We start from the raw sequence: 1,124 nt of genomic DNA, 5'->3' as shown, positions 1-1,124 counted from the left end.
AGCCAGCCGGCAGTGGGAGACCGCACTGCGTTTCCGAAGATCTCAAACGTGAGCGCAAACCGGACAGGGAAGTAGAGCAGGCCAATTGCCAGTAGCAGTGTTGCCGCGAGAAGAATCTTGATTCGCATGGAAAAGGCTTTTGGCGCCTAACGCCTGAATTCAGCGGCGGCCGGCCGCGAACGGTTGGATCGGCCAAGCTTGCACCCGGCCGTCCGCTGAAATGAATTGTTAGGCCCGCGCACTATTTGTTCAACCAGGAGCGACTAGCCACAAGTTGCTGGGTTCTGTTGGATACCAATGCGGCTTCGCAAGCTCGTCGGATATCCGATGCGCCATTGCCAGGGGAGGCCAACGTCTCTTGGTAAAGGCACTGGCTGTGCAGGTAGGACTGGAACGCCTCAGAGCTGGCTTGGAATTGGCGAGCCAACTCCTTCGAGCCACTCTGATCGATAGATCGGCGAATTTCACCCTCAACCTTGGACAGCTCAGAAGTGGCGTCATTGGTTCGATTTCGAACGCAGATGCTCATCTCGGGGTGCGAGTTCCCCTTCCAGCATTCTTGAATGATCGCCTCGGCTGTAACGTTGACTGAGGCTTGTGGAACCGAAGCCAAGGCTAGTGCAAGAAAGATTTGCATAAGGGCCTAACGCCTGAGTTAAGCCGCGCCGAAGGCGTCGGCTTGAATGATTAGTTAGGGAGCAACACTTGCCACTACCCCTGCCAGTTCCCGCGCTGCAACCAATGCTTGACTTGAGTCTAGGGCAAAGCCGCTTCGGCTGAAGCATGTTGAGCCGTCCCGAATGCGAATTGCCTCGAGAACAATACTTCCGTCACTCCACCATGTGAGCCGGCCGAGCGCGCAAGTGCCGTCCAGGTCGATTCGAAGTGCGCTGTTCGCCGTCGGGTCCCCGTACGTCAACTGCGATCGGATGGACAGCGAATCTAGCTCTCCACTGAGGGGTCGACACAAAAACGTCCCAGCGAGGCGCTTCCTGATAGTGTCAGCGGCTGAAGCTGTTTCCATTGTTCCCTAACGCCTGAATTTAGCGGACAAAACGGCTTGCCGTTTTGTTCCGCTGGAATGATTTGTTAGGCGCAGCGTAGCACCCGGAAATGCCAAGTTC

General features: G+C 56.2%; 2 protein-coding genes. Both read right to left on the bottom strand.

All coding sequences use genetic code 11. The annotated features are described in order from the left end of the window. Positions 1 to 241: 241 nt before the first annotated feature. Positions 242 to 529, bottom strand: coding sequence for a lysozyme inhibitor LprI family protein (locus tag G467_RS18540; RefSeq protein ID WP_425386843.1), 288 nt, complete (start codon positions 527 to 529; stop codon positions 242 to 244). 162 nt (positions 530 to 691) lie between these two features. Beyond that, positions 692 to 1,024: an immunity protein TriTu family protein gene (locus G467_RS18535; RefSeq protein WP_425386842.1), complete on the bottom strand. Its 333-nt coding sequence runs from the start codon at positions 1,022 to 1,024 to the stop codon at positions 692 to 694. Positions 1,025 to 1,124: the final 100 nt, after the last annotated feature.

Origin of the sequence: Arenimonas oryziterrae DSM 21050 = YC6267, from assembly GCF_000420545.1 — a bacterium.
Classification (GTDB): Bacteria; Pseudomonadota; Gammaproteobacteria; order Xanthomonadales; family Xanthomonadaceae; genus Arenimonas; species Arenimonas oryziterrae.
Note: the sequence above shows the minus strand (reverse complement) of the source record. Positions and strands in the feature narration are given on the sequence as shown.